At 64.5% G+C, this 22,226-nt stretch carries 16 protein-coding genes; 9 read left to right on the top strand and 7 right to left on the bottom strand.

Annotated elements, in window-relative coordinates:
• Positions 1 to 134: 134 nt before the first annotated feature.
• From IGX34_RS18860 to IGX34_RS18850, 3 genes are all read right to left on the bottom strand, one after another.
• Positions 135 to 1,013: an oxidoreductase gene (locus IGX34_RS18860; RefSeq protein ID WP_192557287.1), complete on the bottom strand. Its 879-nt coding sequence runs from the start codon at positions 1,011 to 1,013 to the stop codon at positions 135 to 137.
• A 72-nt stretch (positions 1,014 to 1,085) separates the two neighbouring features.
• Positions 1,086 to 1,658, bottom strand: a complete 573-nt coding sequence (locus tag IGX34_RS18855) for a TetR/AcrR family transcriptional regulator (protein WP_192557286.1) — start codon at positions 1,656 to 1,658, stop codon at positions 1,086 to 1,088.
• Positions 1,659 to 1,730: 72 nt separating this feature from the next.
• Entirely contained in the window at positions 1,731 to 2,543 is an 813-nt protein-coding gene (locus IGX34_RS18850; protein WP_192557285.1) for an AraC family transcriptional regulator, read from the bottom strand.
• A gap of 141 nt (positions 2,544 to 2,684) precedes the next feature.
• On the opposite strand from IGX34_RS18850, the gene IGX34_RS18845 reads away from it, so the two are divergent.
• The 5 genes from IGX34_RS18845 (at position 2,685) to IGX34_RS18825 (ending at position 8,012) form a co-directional block, all read left to right on the top strand.
• Positions 2,685 to 3,071 carry a hypothetical protein gene (locus tag IGX34_RS18845; protein ID WP_338015508.1) on the top strand — a complete coding sequence of 129 codons (387 nt, stop codon included), beginning with the start codon at positions 2,685 to 2,687 and terminating at the stop codon, positions 3,069 to 3,071.
• 87 nt (positions 3,072 to 3,158) lie between these two features.
• Positions 3,159 to 3,617 carry a MarR family winged helix-turn-helix transcriptional regulator gene (locus IGX34_RS18840; RefSeq protein WP_192557284.1) on the top strand — a complete coding sequence of 153 codons (459 nt, stop codon included), beginning with the start codon at positions 3,159 to 3,161 and terminating at the stop codon, positions 3,615 to 3,617.
• 163 nt (positions 3,618 to 3,780) lie between these two features.
• Positions 3,781 to 5,220: an efflux transporter outer membrane subunit gene (locus IGX34_RS18835; protein WP_192557283.1), complete on the top strand. Its 1,440-nt coding sequence runs from the start codon at positions 3,781 to 3,783 to the stop codon at positions 5,218 to 5,220.
• Positions 5,221 to 5,243: 23 nt separating this feature from the next.
• Positions 5,244 to 6,434: an HlyD/EmrA/EmrK family protein gene (locus IGX34_RS18830; protein WP_192557282.1), complete on the top strand. Its 1,191-nt coding sequence runs from the start codon at positions 5,244 to 5,246 to the stop codon at positions 6,432 to 6,434.
• A gap of 57 nt (positions 6,435 to 6,491) precedes the next feature.
• A complete protein-coding gene (locus IGX34_RS18825; protein ID WP_192557281.1) occupies positions 6,492 to 8,012 on the top strand; it encodes a DHA2 family efflux MFS transporter permease subunit in 1,521 nt (506 codons plus the stop codon).
• Between the two features lie 187 nt (positions 8,013 to 8,199).
• On the opposite strand, the gene IGX34_RS18820 is transcribed toward IGX34_RS18825, so the two are convergent.
• Positions 8,200 to 8,733, bottom strand: coding sequence for an acyloxyacyl hydrolase (locus tag IGX34_RS18820; RefSeq protein WP_192557280.1), 534 nt, complete (start codon positions 8,731 to 8,733; stop codon positions 8,200 to 8,202).
• Positions 8,734 to 8,955: 222 nt separating this feature from the next.
• Complete coding sequence (locus IGX34_RS18815) at positions 8,956 to 9,891, bottom strand: LysR substrate-binding domain-containing protein (protein WP_225737597.1); 936 nt, start codon at positions 9,889 to 9,891, stop codon at positions 8,956 to 8,958.
• A gap of 236 nt (positions 9,892 to 10,127) precedes the next feature.
• Here IGX34_RS18815 and IGX34_RS18810 point away from each other — a divergent pair, with 236 nt between their 5' ends.
• The 4 genes from IGX34_RS18810 (at position 10,128) to IGX34_RS18795 (ending at position 16,275) form a co-directional block, all read left to right on the top strand.
• On the top strand, positions 10,128 to 13,316 hold the full coding sequence (locus tag IGX34_RS18810) for an efflux RND transporter permease subunit (protein WP_192557279.1): 3,189 nt from the start codon (positions 10,128 to 10,130) through the stop codon (positions 13,314 to 13,316).
• Positions 13,317 to 13,323: 7 nt separating this feature from the next.
• A complete protein-coding gene (locus IGX34_RS18805) occupies positions 13,324 to 14,496 on the top strand; it encodes an efflux RND transporter periplasmic adaptor subunit (RefSeq protein ID WP_225737596.1) in 1,173 nt (390 codons plus the stop codon).
• The gene (locus IGX34_RS18800) at positions 14,483 to 15,901 is read left to right on the top strand and encodes an efflux transporter outer membrane subunit (RefSeq protein WP_192557277.1); all 1,419 of its coding nucleotides are present in this window, start codon (positions 14,483 to 14,485) and stop codon (positions 15,899 to 15,901) included. Before IGX34_RS18805 ends, IGX34_RS18800 begins: the two co-directional genes overlap by 14 nt.
• Positions 15,902 to 16,092: 191 nt before the next feature.
• Entirely contained in the window at positions 16,093 to 16,275 is a 183-nt protein-coding gene (locus IGX34_RS18795) for a hypothetical protein (RefSeq protein WP_192557276.1), read from the top strand.
• Between the two features lie 27 nt (positions 16,276 to 16,302).
• On the opposite strand, the gene IGX34_RS18790 is transcribed toward IGX34_RS18795, so the two are convergent.
• Positions 16,303 to 19,440: a TonB-dependent receptor gene (locus tag IGX34_RS18790; protein ID WP_192557275.1), complete on the bottom strand. Its 3,138-nt coding sequence runs from the start codon at positions 19,438 to 19,440 to the stop codon at positions 16,303 to 16,305.
• A gap of 194 nt (positions 19,441 to 19,634) precedes the next feature.
• The gene (locus IGX34_RS18785) at positions 19,635 to 22,151 is read right to left on the bottom strand and encodes a protease pro-enzyme activation domain-containing protein (RefSeq protein WP_192557274.1); all 2,517 of its coding nucleotides are present in this window, start codon (positions 22,149 to 22,151) and stop codon (positions 19,635 to 19,637) included.
• Positions 22,152 to 22,226 lie beyond the last annotated feature (75 nt).

The raw sequence follows: 22,226 nt of genomic DNA, 5'->3' as shown, positions 1-22,226 counted from the left end.
GCGGTTCGTCGATCATACATAGGGTCCGATGGCAGCGCGGTAAAGGCCGACGCCTTGACGCGGTGCCAGCCGCTTGCATGCTGTGGTGCGGGCGTCTCAGCGGATGAGACGCCCGCACTCGCGGCCGCAGCGGTTTACAGCGCGGTTTCGCGCACCAGCGAGATCTCCGGCCGCGGGCCGGCGTCGTCGGCATCGGTGGACAGGCTGACCGCGCGCCAGCGTTCGGCGTCGGCACGGCGCCCGTTGTCGACCTGCTCGAAGAAATGCAGCGCGTCGCTGCCCAGCAGCAGGTGCTCCGGCGGCGCCGCATGTTCGGCCAGTTGCAGCAGCACCTGCGCCACCTTGTCCGGATCGCCGGCTTCATGCCCGGCGTAACTGTTGAGCAGCTTGCTGATGACGCCAACCGAGGGCTCGTAGTCCGGCAGCAGGTCCGGCACGGCGCCGCGGGCGATGTCCGCCCAGTCGGTGCGCATGCCGCCCGGTTCGATGGACGTCACCTTCACGCCGAACGGCGCCGCTTCCTTGGCCAGCACTTCGGTGAAGCCGCTCACCGCCCATTTCGCGGCCTGATAGGCGCTCATGCCGGGCGTGCCGATGCGTCCACCCACCGAAGAGATCTGGAAGATGTGTCCGGCGCGCTGCTTGCGCATTACCGGCAAGGCGGCGCGGGTGAGGTTCACCACGCCGTAGAGGTTGGTGTCGATCTGCGCGCGGAAATCCGCGTCGCTGGTCTGCTCGAACGGGGCCGCGTAGCCAAAGCCGGCGTTATTGACCAGCACATCGAGCCGGCCGTAGGCGGCCACGGCCGCATCGACCGCCGCCTGGGCGGCCTTGGCATCGGTCACGTCGAGCGCTACCGCGCGGATGCGGTCGCCATAACGGTCGACCAGATCCTGCAGTTTTTCGGGCTGGCGCGCGGTGGCGACCAGGCGGTGGCCGGCGGCCAGCACGGCCTCGGCGAGATGGCGGCCCAGGCCGCGGGCGCTACCGGTAATCAACCAGATCTTGGACATGGGGAATGCTCCGTTGTGGGTGGAAATTAATTGAGTATGTACACACTCATTAAGTGAGCAAAAAAAAGCAGCTCAGTGCTTGGCGATCGCCGCCCAGAACGCCTCGAAGCCGGCGCTTTTGTAGCGTTCGGCCAGGGCGGGTTCGCGGGTGATGAAATCCATGGTGGTTTCGGCCAGCGAGGACAGGATCGCGCCGACAAACGACGGCGGCTGGTCCTTCAGGGCGCCGCCGGCCAGGCTTTCCTGCAGCATTGCGCTGACCCGGGCAAAACCGGCGCTGCCGGCCTCCTTGGTCTGCGCGGTGATCCGGTCCGATACCGTCAGCTGCGACATGGCCTTGCGCTTGAGCGGGTTGGCCACGCCCCAGTCGACATAGCCGTTCCACACATGGTGCGCCTGCGCGGCCAGCCGTTCCGCGGCCGGAAAGCCGTCCAGCATGGCGTGGCGCAGCTCTTCCTTCAGCGCCAAGTACAGCTGGTTGAGCAGTACATCCTTGTTCTCGAAATAAGTGAACAGGCTGCCCTCGGCCACCCCTGCCCGCTTGGCGATCTTCGCCGTCGGCGCACTGACACCCTGCTCTGCTACCACTTCGGTGGCGGCTTCCAGGATGGCGTTGCGCTTGTCTTCGCTGCGGGGGCGGGCCAAGGCCGGTGCTCTATAGATGAGTGAGTGCTCAACTATAGGGGTGGGATGCCCGGATCGCAAGTCCCGCGTCGATCAGGCCGCGCTCCGCTGCCCGAAATAGCGTGCCGGCGGGTGCCCGAAGCAGCGCCGGAACATGGCGATAAAGGCGCTGGTGCTGGCGTAGCCCAGTCCATCGGCCACGCTGGCTACCGGCATGCCGTCGGCCAGTTGCTCCAGGCCCTTGCTCAGCCGCGCCTGTTGGCGCCATTGCGCAAAGCTCAGCTGGGTTTCGGTACGGAACAGGCGGCTGAGCGTGCGCGGCGAAAGGCCGGCCCAGGTCGCCCAGTCTTCCAGGCTGCGGTTGTCCTGCGGCTGCTCCAGCACGGCGCGCGCAATGCGCAGCAGGCGGCGGTCGAGCGGCATTGGCAGGTGCAAGGGTTCGTGGGTGGAGCCGCGCATTTCGTCCAGCAAGACCGCCATCAGCCGTTCCTGGCGCTCGTCCAGCTCGGGATTCCAGGCCCAGGAGCTGGCGCGCCGCACCAGCTCGCGCAGCAAGGGACTGGTGCCGATCACGCAGGGATGATCGGGCAGGCAGCGGCTGATCTCCGGGGTGAGGAACACGCCCCAGCCGCTCATCACGCCATTGAGTGTGACCGTGTGCATCTCGCCCGGCGGCATCCAGCCGGCGCGGTGCGGCGGCAGCAGCCAGGAACCGCGCGCGGTGTGGATATGCACCAGGCCGCTTTCCACGCACCAGAACTGGCCGCGCACGTGGCTGTGCCAGTCGTAGCGATGGGTCTCCTGGCTGTATTCGCCGGTAGCCTCGCCCTCGCTCCAATAGGCCACGATGGGCGGCCCTTCGGACTTCTCGATGTATTCGTAGAACTCCTGTTTGGAGCGTGTCATGGCCGGATCTCGACATTATTTGGCCAAATAACGTTATCAGCTTCGGCGGGACTTTGCCTAAGCTGTGCGTTATCCGGTGCTCGAACCGGATCGGCCGCTGCCATCGCCCGCGGTCGCCTCCCGTCCCCCAGATCGATCTAGATGCGCCTTCTTCGCGCGAACTTCCGTGATCTGGATGCGCTCAATGTCTGTCACGGCACGTCTCATTCGTCCGTCTATATGAGCGACCCCTGCGGCCGCACCCCCGCCACACTGATAAGAAAGGAAAAGGCTATGTCCCCGATCCAACTCGTTTCCCTCAAACCCCAGGTTTCCAAGACCCCGCTGGAAACCTTCGTTGCCTGCGCCCACCAGATGCTCGACCCCACCACCCCGGAACCCTTGCGCCGGGCGATGGAGCCACGGCTGCTGGCGCAGTTGCCGGCGCTGCGGGCACTGGGTGTGTTCGAGCTGTTCGAAGTCCGCGACCCGGCGCTGCGCGCCTGGCTGGACGACGAACTGGCCGAACTCACTGGTCAGCGTAAGTAATTCATTTCTGTCCATTTGCTGAAACAATAGGTGCGCAAACTATATTTGCCTTGACAAATATTGTTACCGGCAATAGAGTGCGCACCCATGAACCCCGGTCCCCTCGTCATCCCCACCAGCCAGGAAAGCCTTGGCGTGCTGATCAGCCTCATCCGCGCCGAACTGGTACGCGGCATCGAGGCCGAAATGGCTGCCAAGGGTCTGGATTTGCGCTTTACTCAGTTCCTGATCCTCAAGCGGCTCGCCACGCTCGGCCCGATGACGGCCACCGAGCTGGCGCGGTCGGTGGAGTTGGACGGCGGCGCCATGACGCGCCAGCTGGACCAGCTGGAGGGCAGGGGTTATCTGCGCCGCTTGCCGCATGAACAAGACCGGCGTGCACTGCGTATCGAGCTGACGGAATCCGGCGATGCGCTGTGGCAGCAATTGACAGGCTGTAACGAACGCGTTCTGCAGGCAGCCCAGCGTTCGCTGAGCGAAACCGAAAGCCAGCAACTGCACGACTACCTGGGGCGCGTACTGCACGCACTGCGCGACAAACACTGACATCACGCTGTTCCTGCGGGCCATGGATGGTCTGCGGCGAAACGGGCACTCGTGCCGGTTTCGCGGGAGCCGGATCCGGAGAGGTACCGGAGCCGGCGAGTAGGGCAGAGGCTGGAACGCATCTTCCCGACACCTTGCTAATACATATCGAGACTTGAAAGCCATGCGTCTGCATATTCTTGCGGCTGCTGTCGGACTGACGTTCGCGCTGGCGGGCTGTGCCACCAGCGGCGGCATCCATCCGGATGGCACGCCGATCAATCCATCCTCGCTCAAGGCCGAGCGCAGCCTGGCGAACCTGCAGGTATCCGACGCGGCCTGGCCGAAACAGGACTGGTGGACCGGGCTGGGCGATCCGCAGCTCAACGCCCTGATCGCCGAAGCGCTGCACGACAACCCGACCCTGGCCGTGGCCGATGCGCGCGCACGCGCGGCGGAAGCGGCTGCCGGCGCTGCCGATGCCGCGCGCCAGCCGACGGTCGGCGTCGGTGCGAGCGTTGCCGAAGCCTTTATCCCGAAGAACTTCCCGGCCTTCGGCGAAGGCCGTCCGGCCCCGGCCAAATACGTGTACGGCAGCTTCAAATGGGATCTGGACCTGTGGGGCGGCCAGCGCGCTGCGTGGGAAGCCGCACTGGGCCAGCAGCGGGCCAGCGAAGTGGATGCCCAGGCTGCGCGCATCGAGTTGTCCACCAATGTCGCGCGCGCCTATGTGCAGCTCAGCTACGCCTACGTGCAGCAGGATGTGGCCGGTGACGAACTGAAGCGCGCCACCGAAGCGCGCGATCTCACTCACCAGCGCGTCGCGGCCGGCATCGACAATCTGATGCAGCTCAAGCAGAGCGATTCCGAAGTGGCCAGCGCGCAAGGGCAGAAGGCGCAGGCCGATCGCGCCATCGACGCGGCGCGTTCGTCGTTGTCGGTGCTGCTGGGCAAGGGACCGGATCGCGGTCTCGACATCGGTCGTCCGCAACTGGTGCCGGCCGGCGAGCTGGCGGTGCCGGCGAATGTGCCGGTCGATGTGCTCGGCCATCGCGCCGACCTGGTTGCCGCGCGCTGGCGCGTGGAAGCTGCGGGCAAGGACATCAAGGCTGCCAAGACGCAGTTCCTGCCGAACGTGAATATCGGCGCGATGGCCGGCCTGATCGGCCTGGGCGGCGGCAATCTGTTCTCGCTCACCAACCGCTTCTATGAAGTGGCGCCGGCCATCAGTCTGCCGATCTTCGACGGCGGCCGTCGTCGCGCCAACCTCGGCAGCAAGGATGCGCAATACGACCTGGCCGTGGCGCAGTACAACCAGACGCTGGTGTCGGCGGTGAATGAAATCTCCGACGACTACGACGCCCTGCATTCGCTGAAAGATCAGATCGACGCACAGCAGCGCGCGCTGGATGCGGCCAACGATGCCTGGACACTGTCCGAGCAGCGCTACAAATCCGGCATCGGCAACTACCTGGAAGCGCTCAGCGTGCGCCAGGAATTGCTCGCCGCCGAACAGCGCATGGCCGGGCTGCACGCGCAGCAGGCCGACGTGAATGTGCAACTGATCCAGGCGCTCGGCGGCGGCTTCCGCCCGCAGGCCGACACCCAACTCTCCTCCAAATAATTTCATCTTCCTGAGGCAGCCCCATGTCCAGTCCCAATCCCAACACTGCCGCCACGCCAGCTGTCCAGGCGCCCCCGGCCAGCAATCGCCGCGGCTTGCTGCTGCGCTTGCTGCTGGTGGTGCTGGTGCTCGCGGCCATCGCATGGACCGCGTGGTATTTCCTTGATGGCCGCTGGTTCGAAAGCACCGACGACGCCTACGTCAACGGCAACATCGTGCAGATCACGCCGCGCATCGCCGGCACCGTGATCAGCATCGGCGCCGACGACGGCGACCTGGTGAAGCAGGGCGATGTGATGGTGCAGCTCGACCGCTCCGATGCGGATGTCGAACTGCAGCGTGCCTCGGCCAATCTCGCCAGCACTGTGCGCAAGGTGCGCGGCCTGTACAGCACCGTATCCGGTGCGCAGGCGCAGCTGGCGGTGCAGAAGGTCAACCTGCAGAAGGCGCAGGCAGACTACAACCGCCGCCGCGACTTGGCCAAGAGCGGCGCGATCTCTGCCGAAGAGCTGTCGCACGCACGCGATGCGTTGACCGCCGCGCAGAACGGCCTCGACACCGCCGAGCAGCAGCTGCAGACCAACAAGGTGCTGGTGGACGACACCGTCGTCGCCTCGCACCCGGACGTGAAGGCAGCGGCTGCGCAGTACCGCGCCGCGTATCTGGATGACGTGCGCACCACCATGATCGCGCCGGTCACCGGCTACGTCGCCAAGCGCACCGTGCAGGTCGGCCAGCGCGTGCAGCCGGGCGCCGCGCTGATGGCGGTGGTGCCGCTGCATGAAGTGTGGGTGGATGCCAACTTCAAGGAAACCCAGCTCACCCAGATGCGCATCGGCCAGCCGGTGGAAGTTACCGCCGACGTGTATGGCAGCTCGGTGAAGTACAAGGCGCAGGTGCAGAGCCTGGGCGTGGGCACCGGCAGTGCGTTCTCGCTGCTGCCGGCGCAGAACGCCACCGGCAACTGGATCAAGATCGTGCAGCGCATTCCGGTGCGCGTGGTGTTCACCGACGTGAGCCAGCTGGACAAATATCCGCTGCGCATCGGCATGTCGCTGGACACGCAGGTGGACCTGCACAACCAGAACGGCGCGATGCTGTCGCAAACGCCGCGCACCACGCCGCTGTTCAGTACCGACGTCTACAACCACCAGCTCGCCGATGCGAACGCGAAGATCGAGCAGATCATTCACGACAACATGGGCGGGCGCTGAGCCTCCTCTCTCCCCACTCCCCAACCGGGGAGTGGGTCATCGCTCAGGTAGCTATTCATGAACACCCATTTTCGTCCACCCAACCTGGTCCTGGCGACGATCGGCTTGTCGCTGGCCACGTTCATGCAGGTGCTGGACACCACCATCGCCAACGTGTCGCTGCCGACTATCGCCGGCAACCTAGGCGTCAGCCAGGACCAGAGCACCTGGGTGATTACCTCGTTCGCGGTAAGCAACGCCATCGCGCTGCCGCTGACCGGCTTTCTTACCCGCCGCTTCGGTGAAGTGAAGCTGTTCGTGTGGGCGACGGTGTTGTTTTCGCTCGCCTCGCTGCTGTGCGGCATCGCGCAGAGCATGAGCATGCTGATCCTGTTCCGCACCATCCAGGGCGCGGTGGCCGGTCCGATGTATCCGATCACGCAGGCATTGCTGATCTCCATCTATCCACCAGCCAAACGCAGCATGGCGCTTGCACTGCTGGCGATGGTGACGGTGGTGGCGCCGATTGCCGGCCCGATCCTGGGCGGCTGGATCACCGACAACTATTCCTGGCCGTGGATCTTCTTTATCAACGTGCCGATCGGCATCTTCGCCAGCTCCGTGGTGGCCAACCAGCTGCGCCTGCGCGAAGTGGTGACCAGCCTGCCGAAGATCGACTACGTGGGCCTGATCACGCTGGTGGTTGGCGTGGGTGCGTTGCAGGTGGTGCTCGACAAGGGCAATGACGATGACTGGTTCAATTCCAACTTCATCATCATCACCTCGATCATCTCGGCCATTGCGATCGCGATCTTCCTGATCTGGGAATTGACGGACAAGGATCCGATCGTCGACCTGAAGCTGTTCCGCCACCGCAACTTCCGCATGGGCACGATCGCGCTGGTGCTGGCGTATGCCGCGTTCTTCGCGATCGGCTTGCTGGTACCGCAGTGGCTGCAGCTCAATCTCGGCTACACCGCTACCTGGGCCGGTTTCGCCACCGCGCCGTTGGGGGTGCTGCCGGTGCTGCTCACCTTCGCCGTCGGTAAGTACGCCACCCGTTTCGACCTGCGCCTGCTGACCAGCGGTGCGTTCGTGATCATGGGCGCGACCTGTTTCCTGCGCTCGAACTTCTATATCGGCATCGATTTCGAACACGTGGCACTGGTGCAGCTGCTGCAAGGCCTGGGCGTAGCATTCTTCTTCATGCCGGTGACCACCATCCTGCTGTCGGATCTGCAGCCGCATGAAATCGCCGCCGGTGGCGGCGTGGCTACCTTCCTGCGCACGGTCGGCGCCAGTTTCTCCGCCTCGCTCACCACCTTCCTGTGGCAGCATCGCGGCATCGTGCACCATGAACACCTGGCCGAGCAGATCACGCCGTACAATCCGCAAGTGCAGCAGGCAATCGCGCAGACCGGCGATTCGCCGACCACCATGGCGATCTTGAATCAGTCGATCACCTTGCAGGGCCTGCAGATTTCCTTCAACGAAGTGTTCCACATGCTGGGCTGGATCTTCCTGTCGCTGATCGTGGTGATCTGGATGGCCAAGCCGCCGTTTGCGGCGAAGGCCGGGGCAGGGGCGGGTGGGCACTGAGGTGTTCGCCGCTTAGTTTCGCCATTGCACGAAACTTTTGGGTTTAGCCCGAACTTCAAGCTTGCCCCAATCCTCAACGCCGTCATTCCCGCTTACGCGGGAATGACGCCTTCGAGGGATGTAGATCCACAAACAACAACGGCCCCAATCGGGGCCGTTGTTTTATGCATGGCAGCAGCGCGTCAAATCAGAACGCGATACCCGCCACCACCATCGTCTCGCCGCGATTGGGCTCGTGGAAGCTGCCATTGGAAATATGGCGAATGCCCAGGCTCCAGTGATCGCCTTGATAACCGACCGTGGTGACGAACTCGTACACGGTGCTCAGCGCCTGCGTGCGGCCGGTATGTACGGCCGGCTGGAAGCTGAGGAAGAACGGCTGGTACCACGCATTGGTCGGGCCGTAATGCAGGCGCGCACCGCCGGCTACCAGCCACACGTTGTCGCGCGTGGTGGGGCGGTCGTTGTTGTACTGCGCAACGTTGCGGCCATCGATCCAGCCGGCCGTGACATCCGGCGACCAGGTGAAATTGCTGCTGCCGATCTGCTGCGGATCGAACACCACTTCGCCGAATGCAACCGGCGTGGTGTAGCTATTGGAGGGATTGCCCATATAGCTGACGCCGCCCTGCAATTCGAAACGCGCCGCCATGGCGGGCAGCGCCGGAAGAGTACAAAGCAATACGGCAGCCAGACCGCGGGTGAGTGGGTGAATACGCATTCGAAATACCTGTGGGGAAGGGGTGGAATGACGTTTATGAACTTACAAGTTTACAAATTATTAAGGCGCGTGACCAGCAACTTTTTGCGTCATTTGCGGCAACACTGCGTCGCGTAAAAGCGCGAAATGAAACGACAGCTGCGCGTAAGCCAGCCGGATAGTTCATCTGCGTTGTTATGGGCACGCCAGCGCCCGTTGCAATGCCTGCGTGCTAGGCCGATCTCAGGCCACGCCGCGCTCGCGGTTGGCGGCCTGCTTGGACGCCATGCACTGCGCGATTTCCAGGAACGCATTCACCATCGGATCCTGCACATCGTGGCGGTAGATCGCCCACACCGCAGTGGCCACGTCCATGTTCGCCAGCGGGCGATACACCACGTTTTCCACCATCATGCGCTGCACCGAGCCGGGCAGCACGGCCACGCCGAAGCCGCCGGAAATCAGGCCGATAATGGTCGGCAGTTCACGCACCTCATACAAAATGCGCGGGCTGAAGCCAGCCTTGGTGCACAAGGCGATCACTTCGTCGTAGAGCCGCACGCCCAGGTGGCGCTGGTAAAAGATGAAATCCTCGCGCGCCAGCTCGCGAATATCGATCGGCCCGGGGATGGACGCCAGCGGGTTGCTGGCATGCATCACCACCGTGAGCGAATCCTTGAACAGCTCGATCGCGCGGATGCCGTCGGGCAGGGCATCGGGGCGGATCACGCCCACGTCGATGATGCCTTGCTCCAGTGCATCGATCTGCTGCGAAGTGGCCAGCTCATGGATCAGCAGCCGCACATCGGGCAGGCGCTCGCGGAAGCGGGCCAGCACGCGCGGCACCACAAAGGTGAACGGGCCGGAAGACATCAGGCCCAGATGCAGTTCGCCCAGCTCGCCGCGCTGCGAGCGCGCCACCGATTCGGCCGCGCGCTCGGCCTGCGCAAGGATGCCGCGGGCGCGCGGCAGCAGGGCGCTGCCGGCATGGCTCAGGCTGATGCCGCGGCCCTTGCGCTCGAACAGCTTGGCCCCCAGGCGCAGCTCAAGTGCATGAATTTGCTGGCTAAGCGGCGGCTGTGAAATGCCCAGCCGTTCGGCCGCGCGGCCGAAATGCAGTTCATCGGCCACCGTGACGAAATATTTCAGGTGCCGCAGCTCCAGGTATTCATTCGTCATGTGTATCGAGCCATTCGCCTGCCTATATCGATCTTAGCAAGTCGTACAACTAACCTTCACGTTCGTCTGACGTCTTTCCCCTGCGTCAGGGTCCGTGTAACCGGATTTTGCTTGCAAACGGAGCGTACGGCTGCTGCCAGCAGTCGCGGGGAGTCCTATTTGCTGCATGCGCCATGGACGCCGTATGCGGCTATTGGTTTTCCGCTGCTCCGCTTAAAACCCCCTGGAGTACATCCATGCTTAGGATTGTACGGCTTGCGCTGGAGCGGCCTTATACCTTTGTCGTTCTGGCGCTGCTGATCTTGATCGTCGGCCCGCTGGCGGCCTTGCGCACGCCCACCGATATTTTTCCGGATATCAAGATTCCGGTGATCGCGGTGGTATGGCAGTACACCGGCCTGCCGCCGGACCAGATGGCCGGCCGCATCGCTTCGCCGTTCGAGCGCGTGCTGACCACCACGGTCAACGATGTCGAACATATCGAGGCGAAGTCGATCGCCGGCTACGGCATCATCAAGATCTTCTTCCAGCCCACGGTCAATATCGCTACCGCCAACGCGCAGGTCACGGCGGTATCGCAGACCTTGCTCAAGCAGCTGCCGCCGGGCATCACGCCGCCGCTGATCCTCAACTACAACGCTTCCACGGTGCCGATCCTGCAGCTGGCATTGTCGGGTGACGGCCTGAGCGAACAGAACCTGGGCGACCTGGCGCAGAACATCCTGCGTCCGCAGCTGGTGTCGGTGGCGGGCGCGGCGATTCCCTTTCCCTATGGCGGCAAGACGCGCCAGGTGCAGATCGACGTGGATTCCGCCGCGCTGCAGGCGCGCGGCCTGTCCGCACAGGACGTGGCCAATGCACTGGCGGCACAGAACCTGATCATTCCGGTTGGCACGCAGAAGATCGGCAAATTCGAATACACGCTCAACCTCAACAACTCGCCCTCGGATATCAACGAGCTGGGCAACCTGCCGGTCAAGCAAGTCAACGGCACCACCATCTATATCCGCGATGTGGCGCATGTGCGCGACGGCGCGCCGCCGCAGACCAATATCGTGCACGTGGGCGGCCATCGCTCGGTGTTGTTGACCGTGCTCAAGAACGGCTCCGCCTCGACGCTGGCGATCGTCGCCGGCATCAAACAGCATCTGGCCGATGCCAGGGGCATCCTGCCGGACAATCTCAAGGTGGATCCGATCGGCGACCAGTCGCTGTTCGTGCGCGCGGCCATTGCCGGCGTGGCGCGCGAAGGCGTGATCGCCGCCGCGCTGACCAGCTTGATGATCCTGCTGTTCCTCGGCAGCTGGCGCTCCACGGTGATCATCGCCGTTTCGATCCCGCTGGCGATTCTCGGCGCGATCGCCTTGCTCTCGGCCTTCGGCGAAACGCTCAACATCATGACCCTGGGCGGCCTGGCGCTGGCAGTGGGCATCCTGGTCGACGATGCCACGGTCACCATCGAGAACATCAACTGGCATCTTGAGCACGGCAAGGACGTGGAGACCGCGATCATCGACGGCGCCAAGCAGATCGTGACGCCGGCCTTCGTGTCGCTGCTGTGCATCTGCATCGTGTTCGTGCCGATGTTCTTCCTCGAGGGCGTGGCGCGCTTCCTGTTCGTGCCGATGGCCGAGGCGGTGATGTTCGCGATGATCTGTTCGTTCATCCTCTCGCGCACGCTGGTGCCGACGATGGCGAATTTCCTGCTGAAGGCACACGCGCCGCACGGCGAGGAGCACGTGGCTGCTGCGCCTTCGCGCAATCCGCTGGTGCGCTTCCAGCGCGGCTTCGAAGCGCGCTTCGAGCGCATCCGCGCCACTTATCACGGCATGCTCGACCTGGCCCTGGGCCACCGCAAACCCTTCGTGATCGGCTTCCTCGCCTTCGTGGTGGTGTCGTTCCTGCTGGTGCCGTTCCTGGGGCGCAACTTCTTCCCCGAGGTGGATGGCGGCCAGATCCTGATGCACGTGCGCGCCCAGGTCGGCACGCGCGTGGAAGACACGGCCAACCTGTTCAACAGCGTCGAGGCCAGCGTGCGCAAGGTGATTCCGCCCGAAGAGCTCGGCGCGGTGGTGGACAACATCGGCGTATCGGGCAGCGGCATCAACACCACGTACAACAACACCGGCCTGGTCGGTGAGCAGGACGGCGACATCCAGATCGCGCTCAACGAAGGCCACCATCCCACCGCCGAATACGTGCGCAAGCTGCGCGAATTGCTGCCGCGCGAATTTCCGGGTGCAACCTTCTCGTTTCCACCGGCGGATATCGTCGGCCAGATCCTGAACTTCGGTTCGCCCGCGCCGATCGACTTGCAGATTCGCGGCCCCCACCTCGGGGCGAATTTCGTTTACGCCAATACCGTGCTCGGCCGGATCAAGCAGATCCCGGGCGTGGTGGATGCGCGTATCCAGGAATCGCAGGCCAATCCGGGCTTCGACGTGAATGTGGACCGCACCCAGGCGCAATTGCTGGGCATTACCGAACGCGATGTCACCAACAGCCTGGTGGTGAATCTTGCCGGTTCCAGCCAGGTAGCACCGACGTTCTGGCTGAATCCGGCCAATGGTGTGTCGTATCCGATCGTGATGCAGACGCCGCAGTACGCGCTCGACAGCCTGGCGGAGCTGCGCAACCTGCCGGTCAATGGCGTCAACGGCCAGCCGCAAGTGCTCGGCGGCCTGGTGACGCTCAAGCGCGACAACACCAATGCGGTGATCGACCAGTACGACATCCAGTCGGTGGTGCAGATCTACGCCGCCACTCAGGACCGCGATCTTGGCGCGGTCGCCGCCGATGTGCAGAAGGTGATCGACGACACCGCCAAGGAGCAGCCCAAGGGTTCGCACGTGGTGTTGCTGGGCCAGGTGCAGACCATGAACAGCGCCTTCTCCGGCCTGATCTTCGGCCTGCTCGGCGCGGTGGTGCTGATCTACCTGCTGATCGTGGTGAACTTCCAGTCGTGGAGCGATCCGTTCGTGATCATCACCGCGTTGCCCGCCGCGCTGGCCGGCATTGTGTGGATGCTGTTCGCTACGCATACGCCGCTATCCGTGCCTGCCTTGACCGGCGCAATCATGTGCATGGGCGTGGCCACCGCCAACTCGATCCTGGTCGTGAGCTTCTGCCGCGAGCGCCTGGCCGAACACGGCGATGCCACGCTGGCCGCGCTCGAAGCCGGCTTTACCCGCTTCCGTCCCGTCTGCATGACCGCTCTGGCGATGGTCATCGGCATGGCGCCGATGGCGCTGGGCCTGGGCGAAGGCGGCGAACAGAATGCGCCGCTCGGCCGCGCGGTCATCGGCGGTCTGATCTTTGCAACCTGCGCCACCCTGCTGTTCGTGCCGGTGGTGTTCAGCATCATCCATGCGCGTCACGCCTCGAAAGAAGCGCCTGCTTCCGGAGCACCCAGCTATGTCGTCTGAAGCCTCTATGCATCCTTCCCAGCAGCTCTCCAAGCGCGGTCTGCGCGTCGCCGGTCTGGTCGTGGCGGTGGTGCTGGCTGCCGTCGTAGTGATCGGTCTGGTCACGCGCGCATCGCAGGCCAGCAACCTCAAGACCTGGACGCAGGAACAGGCGGTGCCGTCGGTAACCGTGGTCACGCCGCAGCCCGGCAGCAAGGGCCCGGTGCTGGATCTGCCCGGCCGTCTGGAAGCCTACGTGCGTGCGCCGATCTACGCGCAGGTCAGCGGTTATCTGAAAGACTGGAAAACCGATATCGGCGCGCCGGTGAAAACCGGCGAATTGCTCGGCGAAATCTCCACCCCGGAAATCGACCAGCAACTGCTGCAGGCGCGTGCCGATCTGGCCAGCGCCAAAGCCAACGCCGACCTGGCCGCGATTACCGCCAAGCGCTGGCAGGCCATGCTGGGCAGCGATTCGGTTGCGCAGCAGGATGTGGACCAGCGCACCGGCGACTACGCCGCCAAGATGGCCATGATGAATGCCGCGCAGGCCAATGTGGATCGGCTGATGGCGACCAAGGCCTTTGCGCGGCTGGTGGCGCCGTTCGACGGCGTGGTCACGGCGCGCGATACCGATGTCGGCGCACTGATCAATGCCGGCGGCGGCACCGGTCCGGAGTTGTTCGTGGTGTCCGACATCCATAAGCTGCGTGTCTACGTGCAGGTGCCGCAGGCGTATGGCCCGTCGATTCGTCCGGGCAGCGATGCCGTGCTGGTGGTGCCGGAATATCCGGGCCGCGATTTCCACGCACAGGTGATCGCCACTTCCAATGCCGTCAACGCCACCTCCGGCACCACCCTGGTGCAGCTGATGGTCGACAACCAGGACAGCAAGCTGATGCCGGGCAGCTTCGCCCATGTGCACTTCAGCCTGCCGGTCGACAGCGCGGCCTTGCGCGTACCGGCCAGCTCGCTGATCTTCGACAACGCCGGCCTGCGCGTCGCCACGGTAGGCGGCGACAACAAGGTGATGTTCAAGAACGTCAGCATCCTGTTCGACTACGGCAAGACGGTGGAAATCGGCTCGGGCCTCGGTGCGGGCGATCGGGTGATCGACAGCCCGCCCGACGGCATCAAGAACGGCGACCCGGTAAAAATCGCCAGCGACGACGCAACGGCCAAGCCCCATGAAAAAGCCTGATCTGGTCCTTGCACTGGCAGTTGCGGCGGTGCTGGGCGGCTGTTCGCTCGCACCCGCGTACAAGCCGCCGGCCACGCCGCCGGCGCAGGCCTACCGCGATGTCGGTCCGTGGGTGGCGGCGCAGCCGGCCGACCGGGCTCCGCGCGAAAACTGGTGGCAGCTGTACGCCGATAACCAGCTCGATCAGCTGCAAGCCAAATTGCTGGTCAACAACACCGATCTCGCCGCCGCGCTGGCGCATTACCAGCAGGCGCAGGCGTACAGCGCTGAAGCACGCTCGGAGCTGTTCCCGCAGGTCGGCGTCGATGCCAATGGCCAGCGTCAGCGCGAATCCAATCACACGCCGCACTACGCCGCGCCGTCCGAATACAACCAATACACCGTCGGTGTGCAAGCCAGCTACGAAGTCGATCTGTGGGGTCAGGTGCGCAACACGGTCGAGGCCGGCCGCGACAATGCGCTTGCGGCGCAGGCGGATCTGGCGTCTGCACAATTGAGCCTGCAGGCGCAGCTGGCCGATGCGTATATGCAATTGCGCGGCTACGACCAGCAGCTCGCATTGCTGCAGCAGACCATCGAGGCCTATCAGAAAGCCTTGAAGCTGACGCAGACGCTGCATGCCGGCGGCATCGTGTCCGGGCTGGATGTATCACGGGCGCAGACGCAGTTGTCCGATGCGCGCTCGCAGTGGTCGCAGACGGTGGCCCAGCGGGTATTGATGCAGGATCAGATCGCTGTGCTGGTCGGCGAGAACGCCGCCACGTTCAACCTGCCGGCGCAGACCGCGGCGATCGCGTTGCCGACGGTGCCGCTGGATCTGCCCTCGAGCCTGCTGCAGCGCCGTCCCGATGTGGCCGCGGCCGAACGACGCGTCGCCGCCGCCAATGCCGGTATCGGCGTGGCGCGTGCAGCCTGGTTCCCCGCGCTGACGCTGAGCGCGGGCGGCGGCTACCAGAGCAGCGGCTGGGCCAATCTGTTCACCGCGCCCAGCCGCATGTGGGCGCTCGGCCCGGCATTGGCCTACGACCTGTTCGACGGCGGTTACCGCAAGGCGACTATCGCCGCTGCCAAGGCCAAGACCGACGAAGCCGGCGCCACCTATCGTGGCGTGGTGCTGACCGCCTTCCAGCAGGTGCAGGACAACCTGGCCCTGCTCGATCACCTGGGCACGGCCGGCATCAACCAGAAGGATGCCTCCGACGCCGCGCAGCACGCGCTGGATCTGTCGATGACGCAGTACAAGCACGGCGCGGTCAGCTATCTCGACGTGGTGCAGGCGCAGACGGTGTCCCTGCAGGAGCAGCGCGGCTTGCTGCAGCTGGATACGCAGCGGCTGCGCGCCAGCGTGCAGTTGATCCGGGCGCTGGGCGGTGGTTGGTCGGTGGAGCAGTTGGCGCGTAAATAAGGGTGCAAAGCGAACTCCAAGCTCCGCCAACGCTTCCCACCTACCTCACCGTCATCCCAGCTTTCGCTGGGATGACGGTGAGGCGATACGGCAGGTGTCGGCAGAGCTGAGTTGCTCCTTGTAAACTCCGCCCCTGCGCGCCGCCTGCTGTTCCAGCAGGCGGCGCCGTTTATCCCGCCCAGGAACTGCGCATGAGCATCAAGCCGGCCACCGAAACCACGATCGAGCAGCCAGCCATCGCCGACACGCCGGCTTCGCCAGGCAGCATGCATCGTCCCGGCCACAGCGCACTGGATACCGAAGATGTCGCCGCGCACGACGAACTGCTGCATGACGCGGCCCTGCGCGATTCCGCGCTGCGCGTACCGCGCTGATCCATCATCGAACGTGGCGCGCACGCCTCAAGGCGCGGCGTTGCCCAGCTTCAGGTCCGCCTGCAGCATGATTTCGCGCCCGTAGATGTTGTAGTTCTCCACGTTGTAATACGGGTAGACGTTGTAGGTGGGATCGGCCGGCGGCATCTTGTTGGCGATATTGTTGAGCAGCAGCGAGAACTCCAGGTTGCGCGTGGGCCGGTAGCTCACGCTGCCATTGAAGGTGATCCACGGCGGCAGCCGGCTTGCGCCCGGGGTGCCCGGTCCGTCGGTTTGCGCCGCATAGTTCGGCGAGGGGCCATAGCGGTGCCCGTATAGCGTGCTGCTCCAGCTGCCGCCGGGACTGGTCCAGCTGATGCTGCCGCTGACCACACTTTTGAATTCGGTGCTGTAGAGCGGATTGGCCAGCAGGTTGATCGGCGGCTGGCCCGGCGCGAGTTGATAGGTGTGGCCCAGCATGTCGTTGTAATCGAGCTGCACGCTGAAGCGGCCGATATGCCAGGGCGCAAAGCGATAGCGCGCACTGGCGATCAGCGAGCGGATCGTTTCGTCGGTGAGATTGGCGTAATAAGTGGTCACGTTCTGCACCACGCCATTGCTGCTGCGCTGCACCTGGGCGATCGCTGCCTGGCATGCGGCCGAAGCGCTATCGAGCTGGCCGAGCAGGCATTGCGATTCGGTATGCATCAGCAGGTTCAGATCCTGCTGCACCACTTCGTCGCGGATCGCCATATGCAGGTAGTCGACGCTGACGCTGATGTCGTCCAGCGGCGACCATGCAGTGCCCAGCGTCCAGTTTTGCGCGGCGGTGGGCTGCAGCTTGTTGTTGGCCAGTCCGGTGTCTTTTACGTAGTACTGGTAGTCGCTGCCGCAGGTGCTGCTGTGTGCCTGCGCGCATTGGTAGTAGTCGGTTACCTGCGCGTAGTAGTCGGTCGGTCCGAGATAGATGGCGGCCAGGTCCGGCGCCTTGAACGCGGTGTTGTAGCTGCCGCGGAACAGCAGGCTGTCGAACGGCCGGTATTCGATGCCGATCTTGTAGGTGAATTTGTGATTGTCGCTGCCCTGGTCCAGCGCGTAGTGATCGTAACGGCCGGACAGATCCAGGGTCAGCGACTTCAGCAGCGGCAGGTTCAATTCAAATGCGGAGGCGGCATGCGAGCGCCGCCCGCCGCCACCGGCGGCCGCGTGATTGAACACCGCACCTTGCGCAATCAAGGGATCGACCGGCTCGTACCACGCTTCGCTGCCGCCCTCGGCGAGCACCGCAAAACCGGCATCGCCGCCGGGCAGCGCAAACAGCGAAGCATTGCTGAGCGTGGCGCGCGTGTCGTTGATCCAGGTGGTGCTGAACTCGCTCACATCCTGGCTGAAACTGGCGTACTGCGTGGGCGTGGCCGGCTGGAAGAACGCGTTGTAGTTGGGGTGATAGAGATTCACCCCGCCGACCGGACTGACCCCGACCTGCGGCCCGAGGATGCCGTTGAAATAGCGATCCACCGCCGTATCCAGCCACAGCGGCTCCACCACATTGGTGCGGTCGCCCGAGCGCACGTAGTAGACATCCCAGTTCCAGCCGGATGCGCCCAGCCGTCCGCTGGCGCCGATGTCGGCCTGATACAGCAGATCCTGCTGGCGATACATCTGCGTCACCACGCCGCCGGGCATTTCCTCGGGGGCGAAGGTTTTGTACAGCCTGAGCAGGTCGCCGCTGTTCGCATCTTCGATCAGGCCGTGTGGATAGTCGGCCGGCAGCCAGGTATCCACGCCGGGATACCAGCGCTGCTGCTGCCAGTCGACCAGCGTGTCGGCATACAGGCGCAGCGCATCGCTGACCCGGTATTCGAGTTTCAGCATGCCGTTGTAGCTGCGCAGCTGATTGCTGTAGGTGGCATAGCCCACCAGCTTGTCCGAGCCGCAGTACTGGCCTAGCAGGCCGGCGCTGCCCATCAGCACGGTGCTGCCGCCGAACAGGCGGTTGTCGCATCCGGCCGGCGGGCTGAAATAACCCAGCGGATATCCGGTGAAACCGCCGCCGGCGCGGCCGTAGTTGTAAATCGCTGCTTGCGTGTTGAACGCATTGTTGCCGGGTGGACCGGCATACGTGGCCACCGTGAGCGGACGCTGGAAGCCCCAGATCGGCGAGGCGTTGTCGAATTCGCCGGCTGCCATTACGCGCAACGCACCGTAGTCGTGGCCGTAGGCAAAGCTCAGGCGCTGGTTGGCGCCGCCGGCATCGGTGTAGCCGCCCAGGCGCGCCGACACTTCGCCGCCGTCCAGATGCGCGCGCGTGACGATATTGATCACCCCGCCGATCGCCTGCGAACCGTAGATCGATGAAGCTCCACCGGGCATCACGTCGATATGGTCGACCATGCTGACCGGCAGGTTGGACAGATTGGTGAAGTTGTTGGTGCCGTTGTACAGCTGGCCGAAATTCGCCAACGGCTTGCCGTCGATCAGGATCAGCGCGAATTCCGGACTGAGGCCGAACAAGCTCACCGCCTGCGCGCCCTGGGTGAAGGTGGCTGCCGATTGCGGACCCTGCACCGAGCCGGTGGCCAGCACCGAGCTTTGCAGTACGTCGGAGATATTGTTGAAGCCGCGCGCTTTGATTTCCGCGGCGGTGATGGTGTACGTGGGCGTGGCGGTCTGGATCGACGCATTGCCGATCAGCGAGCCGCTGACGTTCACCGCGCGCAAGGTGGTGGTCGACATCGCCGCGGCACGCACCGGCACCGGCTTGGCGGCAGGCGGATGAAACATCGGCGATCGCTGCAGCACGAAGGTGGCCGCGTCGAGCGTGGTCCAGGTCAGCCCGGTGCCGTCCAGCAACTGCCGCAGCGCCTGGCTGGAGGTAAGGCGGCCGGAGGCGCCGCGCGTGGTCTTGCCGTCGATCAGTGCCGGCGCATATACCAACTGCAGATTGCCCTGCGCGGCAAGGGCATCGAGCGCATCGCGCAGATTGCCCGGACCGATCGCATACACATGCTGGGCGGCCGGCGTGTCGGCCGCAGACACCGGTGACAGCGGCAGCGCCAGGCCGGCGCCGCACAACGCCGCCAGCAGCAGCGAATGGTGCAGCGGGGCAGGGCGTGGCGAGGTTCCGGGCGTGGCCGCATCGCGCCGGAACGCGCGCGCAAGCCTTCGCCGGAAATTGCCTGCCATTCCTGCCTGTGCCTCCCGCTGCCTGCCCCTGTACGAACTTGCGCCGGCGTGCCCGCCGGCTATGTCCGATCATAGGGCATGGCTGTGCTCATATTGTCTGCCCAAGTAAAAAAAGCCCGGCCATGACAGCCGGGCTTTGCATTCCACGGCACGCTTCCGTGCGCGCCGGTCGATCAGAACAAATCAGCACATCGTTAGAACGTCAGGCTCCAGTTGTTGAGCGTGCCGTAGTCGCCGTAATACTCCGGATCGTTGTCGATCACCTTCAGCTTCCAGGTGCCGTTGGCGGTGACCGACGAGGCATTCACCGTCCAGGTGGTGTTGATGTTGCCGTTGTTGTCGTAGTTCGGGTTCTGCAGCACGGCATAGGCACCGTTCGGCGCCACCAGCTCGATGGTGAGATCGCCCGACCAGTTGTGCGTGATGCTGGCATGCACCTGCAGGTTGGACGGCGCATTGCCCGACTCGCCGCTCACCGCGATGCTGCTGGTGATGGTGGCGTTGTCATTGATCGTCACTGCCTTGCTGTTGCTGAACACGCCGCTGGTACCGCCGCCGCCGCTGCTGCTGGTCACCGTCACCGAGCCGGTCTTGGTGCTGGTGGCGCCGGTGTTGTCGGTCACCGTCAGCGTCACGCTGTAGGTGCCGGCCGCGGCATAGGTGTGGCTGGGGCTGGCGCTGGTGGACGTGCTGCTGTCGCCGAAATTCCACGCGTACGAGCTGATGGTGCCGCCGGTATCGGTGGAGCTGTTGCTGAAGCTCACGCTCAGGCCGCTCACCGTATCGCTGAAGTTCGCCACCGGATTGCCGGCCGGCGGTGTGGTGCCGCCACCGCCACTGCTGCTGCCGCCCCAGTACTTGGTGACGTAGGCGCTGAACTTGCTGATGTCCAGGCTGCCCCAGCCGGTGGTGTTGTCGTAGCCGGCGGCGGCGTTGTAGCCGTGGCCGCTGTAGCCGTTGTTGCCCGAGGTGACGTCATGCAGCGGCGTCGCATCCTTGGGGAAGTAGGTGTACATGTTCTGCGTGGGCAGGCCCAGCGAGTTGTTGTTGGCCGACTCGATACGCGCCCAGATACCCACGAACAGCGGCGAGGCGAGACTGGTGCCGCCCACCTGCTGGTTGGCCTGGCCGTTGATCACGATCAGCGCGCCGGTGCTGGAGGCCGCATCGAATGCCACGTCGGGCAATTCGCGCTTGCTGGCCGAGGCGCCGAGCGCGGTGGTCTGCCAGCTCGGCGCGGTTTCGAACAGGCTGATGCCGCCGCCGGTGGCCCACAGGCGCTCGTTGTCATCCGGCGTGCCGTTGTTGTTCAGGCCTTGCGGATCGATCTGCGCCAGGCCTTCGTTCCACACCGTCTCACCCGACCAGGTGGTGGTGTTGGTGGTGCTCAGTGTGGTGCCGCCTACCGCCACCACGTTCGGCGAACTGGCCGGCTCGCTCACGCCGTAGTGGGTGAGATCGATCTGCACGGTGCCGCTGGAATTGGCGATGTAGCCCGGCGCACCTTCGGTCGGATCGCTGGACCACTGATAGACACCGGCGTCGCCCGCGGCGACCGAGAAGATCTGGCCCTGCGCCACGGCCTGTGCAAACACCTTGTCGTCCGCGGCCTGCGTGCCGGAATTGTTGGCCGCCGTTTCATCCTCGCCCAGCGAGACGTTGATCACCTTGGCCACGTTGGCCGTCACGGCCTTGTTGTAGGCGGCAGTGATGCTGGCGTCGGTGAGCTGGCTGTCCTGGCTGTCGCCGTTGATCGCCGCGTAGAAGATCAGCTGCTTCACGCCGCCGGACACGCCGATGATGTCCTGGCTGTCCAGATCCCATTCGGAAGGATCGCCATCGCTGGCCAGCGTGCCGCTGCCGCCGGCCACCGTGGAGGTGTTGACCGTGGCCAGGCCCGCGCTGGTGGTGAATTGCTTGAGGTCCTTGATGGTCTGGGTCATGTCGCCCCAGGTGATGATGCCGACCACGGTGTTCGACGCGGTCGGCGTGCTGCCGGCGTCATAGATGGTGGCGAAATCGGTGGGCTTGTGACCCACTTGCGAACCGGATGCCTGTGCCTTGGCGGCGTCGGCGCTGATGCGATGCGACAGCACATGCGGGCGCGCGTAGTCCTGCAGGCCCAGCACGCCGTCGACGATGCCGCCCAGTGCCTGCGGCACGGTCACGTCCGATGCGTTGGCAAAATGCGTCTTGCCCTTGTAGCTGAAGGTCTTCATGTTGGCGTTGAACGCCGCGTTGGCGCCGGCCGAGGTGCCGTCGGCAGACACGAACATGTTGTTGGGCGCCACCGTGATATTGCTGAAGCCGTACGCTTTGAGGTGGGTGACCACCGCCTGCACCTGCGCGTCGGTCGGCGCGTAGCTGGCCTTGAACTGCGCGGGCGTCAGGTACTGGTGATAGCTGGGGCTGCCCGGCTGGTTCACCGCGTCGAGAAAATTCTGCAGCGCATCCACATTGCGCAGATTCAGGCTTACTTCCACGTGCAGTTTGCGGCTCTGTTCCAGCGGCATGATCTGCGCGGCTTCGATCGACGGATGCCCCGTCATCACCAGCGTGGAAAACTTGCTGCCGTTGCTCTGGATGCCTGCGTGCGTACGCGTCGACACCCAGCTATCGCCGGCATGCGCCGACAGCGACAGCAAGGCCAGCGACAGCGCCGCCGGCAGCAGCAACTGGCGATTCCCCGAAAACCCGAAACGACTCGACATTGGTGAACTCCCTTGTGTTGGGGCAAACGAACCCGATGCGGCCCGCAAGCCCCATGCGTTAGTTATTGCCGCGCT

Origin of the sequence: Dyella acidiphila (assembly GCF_014863405.1) — a bacterium.
GTDB classification, from domain to species: Bacteria; Pseudomonadota; Gammaproteobacteria; order Xanthomonadales; family Rhodanobacteraceae; genus Dyella_B; species Dyella_B acidiphila.
The sequence above is the reverse complement of the archived record's forward strand: the minus strand, read 5'-3'. Positions and strand labels throughout refer to the sequence as shown.